At 68.5% G+C, this 6,518-nt stretch carries 5 protein-coding genes and 1 pseudogene; 2 read left to right on the top strand and 4 right to left on the bottom strand.

All coding sequences use genetic code 11. The features are described from left to right. Nucleotides 1-776: 776 nt before the first annotated feature. Nucleotides 777-1,709, bottom strand: a complete 933-nt coding sequence (locus NBZ83_RS28955) for a hypothetical protein (RefSeq protein WP_261570194.1) — start codon at nt 1,707-1,709, stop codon at nt 777-779. Nucleotides 1,710-2,298: 589 nt separating this feature from the next. Here NBZ83_RS28955 and NBZ83_RS28950 point away from each other — a divergent pair. Beyond that, a pseudogene (locus NBZ83_RS28950) lies at nt 2,299-2,769 on the top strand (DDE-type integrase/transposase/recombinase); the annotation flags it as partial. 309 nt (nt 2,770-3,078) lie between these two features. Beyond that, a complete protein-coding gene (locus NBZ83_RS28945) occupies nt 3,079-4,518 on the top strand; it encodes a nitrate/nitrite transporter (protein WP_261570192.1) in 1,440 nt (479 codons plus the stop codon). A gap of 373 nt (nt 4,519-4,891) precedes the next feature. On the opposite strand, the gene NBZ83_RS28940 is transcribed toward NBZ83_RS28945, so the two are convergent. Genes NBZ83_RS28940 through nirD form a run of 3 tightly spaced genes read right to left on the bottom strand, consistent with a single transcriptional unit; the run spans nt 4,892 to nt 6,448 of the window. Beyond that, the gene (locus NBZ83_RS28940) at nt 4,892-5,845 is read right to left on the bottom strand and encodes a uroporphyrinogen-III synthase (protein WP_261576214.1); all 954 of its coding nucleotides are present in this window, start codon (nt 5,843-5,845) and stop codon (nt 4,892-4,894) included. A 17-nt stretch (nt 5,846-5,862) separates the two neighbouring features. Further along, nucleotides 5,863-6,060, bottom strand: coding sequence for a hypothetical protein (locus NBZ83_RS34695; protein WP_261576213.1), 198 nt, complete (start codon nt 6,058-6,060; stop codon nt 5,863-5,865). Next, on the bottom strand, nt 6,053-6,448 hold the full coding sequence (nirD, locus tag NBZ83_RS28930; protein ID WP_261576212.1) for a nitrite reductase small subunit NirD: 396 nt from the start codon (nt 6,446-6,448) through the stop codon (nt 6,053-6,055). Before nirD ends, NBZ83_RS34695 begins: the two co-directional genes overlap by 8 nt. Between the last annotated feature and the right edge of the window lie 70 nt (nt 6,449-6,518).

Raw genomic sequence — 6,518 nt, 5'->3', positions numbered from 1 at the left:
CCCCAACCCCGATCGGGACGCAGCCCCGCCGCCGCCGGACGCCCACGCTGACGCTGGTTTGGAGCCGGCCGAGCCGCCGCGGGGCGGTTCCGCGGAACCGTCGGATGCGCCATCCGGGGGCCGCCCGCCGCTGCGCCCGGTCGACTGGGACGGCTCGTTCACCCGCACCTGGCAGTCCCGCGACGACAACGAGTTGACGAACCGCCTCGCTTCGGAGCAGGAGCGGGAGTGGAGCCGACGAGAGCCCGATCAGATGATGCGAGGTCGCGTTTGTTCGACAGGTTGGGGGGCTCGGCCGCTTGTCCGACGACGCGGACGCGTCCCCGAATGGTGATGGCGGCGGGTCCCCGGACACGCGTTGACGGACTGCCGTGATCGGCAGGTAAGAGGCCCAGCCGGTTACGGGCCGACGCGGTAATCGCCGGTTTCGGGTGTCGGTGGCCGTTCGGATCGGGGCGATCTGTCGGCGCCCTGGTGGTGGACAGTGTCGGTGAGAGCGCGGTGGGCACGAATGGTGTCCGAGTGGTAGTGGCCGTGGTCGCGCATCGCGTCGGTAAGGGCATCTCGGTCGAGCGGAACGGCGATCGGCACGCCGGCCAGCCTGGCGGTAGGTCTCGGCTTGGGGCACGCGGCCACCGGTCGATCTCCACGAGTCGTCCAACCCGCAATGACCGGCCAGTGGCCGCATCGCCCGCGACCGCCCGGCGGCGCATGCCGAGCGGAGCGCCACCACTCAGGCGCCCCACTCGGCCGACTACCCAACAGCGGCTGCCGTACTAGCCAGCAAAGCCGACGCCCTCCGCGTCATCCGTGTCATCCACGTCATCCGCGGGACCGCTTGAGCCTGGATCGCGCTGCTCCGACCAGCCGTCCCACTTCTTGTGGTGGTCCTTCTTGTGCTTCTTTTCGAACCAGGTCACCCGCTCGAAAGTCGCCTTCTCCTTCTTCTTGATGACGTCCCGCTTCTTGTGGTCCCACTTGCCCTTGTCCGGGTCCCACGCCACGAGGTTCGTCTGATCCCCGTCGTCCCCTGTCGGATCATTACCGATCCCCGTCGGGTCGTCGCCACTCCAGGTCTGGTCGTCGCCACTCCCCGTCGGGTCGTTGCCACTCCAGGTCGGGTCGTCGCCACCCCAGGTCGGGTCGTCACCCAGCCTCTTCTTGTCGTCCCACTTGTCGTCCCACTTCTTGTGGTGGTCCTTCTTGTCGAACCAGGTCACCCGCTCGAAGGTCGCCTTCTGCTTCTTCTTGACGACGTCCCGCTTCTTGTGGTCCCACTTGCCCTTGTCCGGGTCCCACGCCACGGGAGCCGCCTGATCCCCTACGTCCGATCCCGGGTCGTCGTCGTTCCATGTCGGGTCGTCACCCGGCTGCGTCCCGTTGCCCCACTTGTCGTCCCACTTCTTGTCGTCCCACTTCTTGTGGTGGTCCTTCTTGTCGAACCAGGTCACCCCCTCGAAGGTCGCCTTCTCCTTCTTCTTGACAATTTCCTGCTTCTTGTGATCTTTCTTGTTTGCATCCCACTCCGACCAGGAGAGCGGGAACCACTGGTCCTGGATGCCAGTGATCCCGGCAGCGCCTGCGGGGGGAGCGCCCACGGTCGGCTCCGCAGCCTGTGCCATGGCCATACCCGGACCGAGCAAGACGGCGCCGGTCGCGACACCAGACATCGTGAGAAGAGCGGCGTAACGTCCGGTTCTGTTCTTCATTCCGTACCCTTTCTCGCAACTTTCATTGACTCCACTACTGCGAGCGAAAATCTAGCTGGTCGATCCGTTGAATCGGCGCAGCCGGCCGTACGAGTTACCCACGGGATAGTCGACGGAGTCGAACCTCCATAGACATCAGAAGGTTTACTCTTTGACCTCCAAACCACCGGAGTTCCGGGTTTGTGTCCAGGCAAAAAGCATCGGAAAGCTTCCCGGAAGATGGAAATAGTCGGCGACGTGCCACCAGGTCAACGGCGTGCCGGCGAGCCAGAAGCAAGACCTGCAGCCCGGGTACGGCGCTTCATCGCGGCATCAACTAAAGGCACACCTTCCCCGAATGATGCGCAATGCTATCGGTTGCCGGCGGCTCGGCGAGGACAGCCGGCTTACAACGTATTTATGTGATCACACGGATACCGGCAAAAATGTCCGGCGGATCGCCCAGATGAACGACGCCGAGGGTCTGTTGCGTTCGGCCGGTCCGGCCCCCGGCGGAGTGCCGCGGCCGGCATGATCGAGGAATGGGTCGACGTGCTGCCCGTCCGCCACTCCTGGTGTCGGAGTTTGAGGGATTCCGGTTCCCGACCATCCTGGCGACAGGTGGTTCATCGACGAAACGTGCGTGAAGGTGGCGGGCCGGTGGACCTACTTGTACCGGGCTGTTGACCAGCACGGACAGGTCACCGGCGTGCTCGCCGGCACCCACCGCGACCAGGCCGCCGCTCGCAGGTTCTTCCTCCGGGCTCTGTCCCACGGGCACCGGCCGGTCTCGGTCAACACCGACAAGGCACCCGTCTACCCGCGGATTCTTGACGAGCTGCTCCCCGATGCCTGGTACGTCGATGCCACCCGGGAGAACAACCGGATCGAAGCCGGCCATAGTCGGCTCAAGGCCCGACTACGGCCGATGCACGGTCCGAAACGGCTGCGCCCTGTTCAGACGATCAGCGCCGGGCACGCTCTGGTTCAGAACATCCGCCGCGGCCACTACGAACTCGCCGTCGACACCAACCCGCGGCTGCGGCTTGCGGCCGCGTTCACCGAACTCGCCCATGCCGTCCGAGCGCCGCGCCCTCGAGGGTCCGGCATGTCCCGGCTGCTCGCAATGCAACAGTGCCACCACAGGACCTCCCACGAGTGGTCACGCGCCTCGTCAATGGAGCGGAATGACCTTCATGAGATCCGCCTATTCGGACGGACGCCGTCACCCGGCTCGAAACAGGCCCAGGCCAGATCTCTCCGGGCGGGTCCGCACTCAGTGCGCGGATCGTTTCCTCGGCGTTGCACGCACCGCATGACAGGGCAATCGGGGTTTCCTAGCGTCCGTAGCTGAGCCGGTCACAGCCGCTGCGGATGCGAAGGACGCCTGATGACAACCACAACAACCGCTCCTCGGGGCACGGAACCGACCGGGTCCGCCACGCCCGCGGGCAGGTGGCTCGAGGACTGGCGGCCGGAGGACGAGGGGTTCTGGCGGCGGACCGGGGCTCGGGTCGCACGCCGCAACCTGCTGGTCTCGGTGCTCTCCGAGCACATCGGGTTCTCGGTGTGGAGCCTGTGGTCGGTGTTCGTGCTGTTCCTGACGCCGGCGTACGGGATCAGCGCCGATCCGAAACATGCAGCGGCGGAGAAGTTCCTGCTCACGACGCTGCCGACCGCACTGGGCGCCGGGGTGCGGCTGCCCTACACCTTCGCGGTGACGAAGTTCGGCGGCCGGAACTGGACGATCGTCAGCGCGAGCCTGCTGCTGATCCCGACGATCGCCGCGGCGTTCCTGTTCAAACCAGGGGTCTCGTACGGCACGCTGCTGGTGCTGGCGGCGCTGGCCGGGGTGGGCGGCGGCAACTTCGCCTCGTCGATGACCAACATCAACTCCTTCTACCCGCAGCGGCTCAAGGGCCGGGCGCTCGGCCTGAACGCCGGCGGCGGCAACCTCGGGGTCGCGGTCGTGCAGGTGGTGGGGCTGGCCGTGCTGGCCACAGCCGGCAAGGGCCATCCCCGGGTGCTGCTGGGGATCTACATCCCGCTGATCGTGCTCGCCGCGCTGGCGGCGACGCTGTGGATGGACAACATCGCTCATGTGCGCAACGAGAAGCGGGCGATGCGCGACGCCTGCCACGACCCGCACACCTGGATCATCTCACTGCTCTACATCGGCACGTTCGGATCGTTCATCGGGTTCGGATTCGCCTTCGGGCAGGTACTGCAGGGCCAGTTCGGCAGCCATTTCCTGACCGCCGGCAAGGTCGACCCGGTCAAGATTGCCTACCTGACGTTCCTGGGCCCGCTGGTGGGATCGCTGATCCGCCCGCTCGGAGGATGGCTGGCAGACCACATCGGCGGTGCGCGCACGGCGGTGTGGAGCTTCGCGGCCATGGCCGTCTTTGCCGCGCTGGTGCTGGTGGCCTCGCGGGAGAAGTCGCTACCCCTGTTCTACGTCGGGTTCATCGCCTTGTTCGTGCTGTCCGGCATCGGAAACGGCGCGACCTACAAGATGATCCCGGCGATTTTCCGCGCCAAGAGCCATGCGGCCGGGCGAAGCGACGGGGCCGCGCAGGGCGGCGCGGAAGCGGAACCGGACGTGGCCGAGCGCGAGTCACGGCGGCTGGCCAACGCGGTGATCGGCATCGCTGGCGCGATCGGGGCGTTCGGCGGAGTGCTGGTCAACATCGCGTTCCGGCAGGCGTTCCTCAGCAACGGCAGCGGAGACGCCGCCTACATCGCGTTCATCGCCTACTACCTGGGCTGCGTCGCGCTGACCTGGACGGTGTACCTGCGCGCCTCCCCTCGGCGCCTGCCCGGCGTTTAGGGCGCGTATCTGGTTGTGATCGGAGGGTGGTCCGCGCGGAGCTCCTTGATCCGGATCGTCGGGCAGTGGAGTCGGCGGCCGGTGAGGCAGCCGCCAGGGGTCTCGTCCCGACCGGGGCGTCGAACCGTGTCGACCTGAGGGGCGCGATGATTCCGTTCCCGGTGGTGGCGCGGGTAGTTGCAGGAGGTTGAGGGCGGTTACGGGCCCGCGGGCCGGGATTGACCTCCTGCAACAGCACCAGCCCCGGACACCACTGACCTGAGGGAACGCCATGATCGCTGGCGCTGGGGCTGGTGTGAATGGGCGGGACGCGGTGGGGCGCTGGGCGTGGTCTCCACCGTGTTCGCATCCTGATCACAACCAAAGACGCGCCCTAGTACCGCCACGGAGTGTGGGGGCCGGCGACGAGTTCGGGTTCGTAGGCGAGCCGGTAGCCGCGCTTGACGACGGTGAGCACGATCCGTGGGTCGCCCAGGGCGGTGCGCAGCCGGCCGACGGCGACCTCGACGGCGTGTTCGTCGCAGCCGTCACCCGGGGCGACGGCGAGCAGCCGCCGACGCGAGACGACCTGCCCGGGTTTCGCGGTCAGTTCCCGCAGCAGCGCCATGCTCGCGCTGCTCAACGGCACCAGGCGATCGTCGACGACGACCGCCTGGCCCCGCACGTCCAGCAGGTGTCCGGCGGCGGGCAACCGCTGCCCGCGGCGGGCGGGGACCTGTTCGACGATCTCGCGGGCCAGCGCCCCGAGCCGGCTGCGCGAGGGCTGGATGACCGGGATGTCCTCGCGCAGCAGGGGGCCGGCGGTGACCGGGCCGACGCAGGCGGCGACCACCGGGCCGCGCAGCGCGGTTCGGACGGCGGCGCCGACGCCCTGGGCGTCGGCGGTCTGCAGGAAACTCGCGGCCGCGGGGGCGCTGGTGAAGGCGAGCGCGTCGACCCCGCCGACGGTGACGGTGTCGACGAGTCGCCGCAGCGGTGCCGTGTCGTCGGGGGGCACCCATCGGTAGACGGGGACCTCGATCACCTCGGCGCCGGCCAGACGCAGGGTGTCGACCAGGTCCGGCAGCGGCTCGCCGTGCAGTTGCACCGCGATGCGGGTGCCGGCCAGGTCCTCACCGGACATGAGATGGTCGAGGACCTCGCTGGAGGACTCCGACTCCGGCGACCACGCTTCCCGCAGCCCGCTGGCGCGGATCGCACCGCGGGCCTTGGGGCCACGGGCCAGCACCGTGGCCGTGTCGATGGCCTCGGTCAGCTTCTCGGCCAGCCCCCAGGCCTCGGCGGCGTCCATCCAGCCGCGGAACCCGATCCCGGTGGTGGCGACCACGATGTCCAGCGGCGCGTTCAGGCAGCGTTCGGTGGCCCGCCGCAGTTGGCTGTCGTCGGCACGATCTGGAGGGCCGGAGCGTAGACCACCTTCGCGCCGCGGCGTTCCAGAGCCGCCCCGAGTTCCTTGCGGCGCCGGGCCGCGGTGATGCCGATCGTGTAGCCAGCCAGCGCCTCGATTGTCTCCACGACGGTGCCGACCGGCCCCTCATCCACTCGGTGTCCAGATCTCGACCATACCGTCACGATCCCGCACCGGATAGATGATCACGGTTACCCGCGGGTCGTCCAGGCAGGCACCGGTGCGCAGATCGAAGACCTGCTTGTGCAGCGGGGACGCCACTGTCGGGGCCTCGCCGCGACTGCCGACGATGCCGCGGGCGAGGACGTGGACGCCGGTGAACGGGTCCCGGTTGTCGAGGGCGTACAGCCGGCCGTCGAAGGTACGAAAGATCGCCACCTGCAGGTCTCCGATCAGCGCCGCGGCGCCGCGTTCGGGCACCAGATCGGTGTAGTGGCACACCGCGGTCCAGACGCCGGCGGTCGCCGGGGTTCCCGGCGGGGGCGTGGCGGGTGATGCGGCCAGGTCGACCTGCCGGGTCACCGGATCACCTCCAGGGTCTCCCCGGTGCCCGCCCGCCGGACCGGCACCGGGAGGGGGAGCGGGACGGGGC

Source organism: Frankia gtarii (assembly GCF_025403375.1).
In the GTDB taxonomy this organism is placed as follows: Bacteria; Actinomycetota; Actinomycetes; order Frankiales; family Frankiaceae; genus Frankia; species Frankia gtarii.
Note: the sequence above shows the minus strand (reverse complement) of the source record. Positions and strands in the feature narration are given on the sequence as shown.

Coding starts and splice junctions, on each gene's coding strand:
- NBZ83_RS28955 (WP_261570194.1), bottom strand. CDS start 1,709: ATGAAGAACAGAACCGGACGTTACGCCGCTCTTCTCACGATGTCTGGT.
- NBZ83_RS28945 (WP_261570192.1), top strand. CDS start 3,079: ATGACAACCACAACAACCGCTCCTCGGGGCACGGAACCGACCGGGTCC.